The sequence below is a fragment of the Acinetobacter sp. S54 genome (genome assembly GCF_016624945.1).
Classification (GTDB): Bacteria; Pseudomonadota; Gammaproteobacteria; order Pseudomonadales; family Moraxellaceae; genus Acinetobacter.
On the sequence record NZ_JACVUI010000041.1, the window covers coordinates 1 to 208 of the forward strand.

1 protein-coding gene is annotated in these 208 nt (G+C 35.6%); it reads left to right on the top strand.

From position 1 onward, the window contains the following. The coding region (locus tag IAE20_RS16720) for a prealbumin-like fold domain-containing protein (RefSeq protein ID WP_200529628.1) at nucleotides 1-208 on the top strand (208 nt) is incomplete at both ends.

Here is a 208-nt window from a genome sequence, read left to right on the forward strand (position 1 = left end):
GTTTAAAATTATCGATAAAGATGGAAGAATAATTCATGAAAATCTGGTTTCAGATAAAAAAGGAACCGTATCAATCACAGAATTAGCACCAGGAGACTATCAATTTATTGAAACAAAAGCACCCGAAGGATATGTTTTGAATACGACACCAGTTGTTTTCACGATTGAAACCTCAACAGCTAGTAAACCGGCAGTTGTTGCGGTAAGT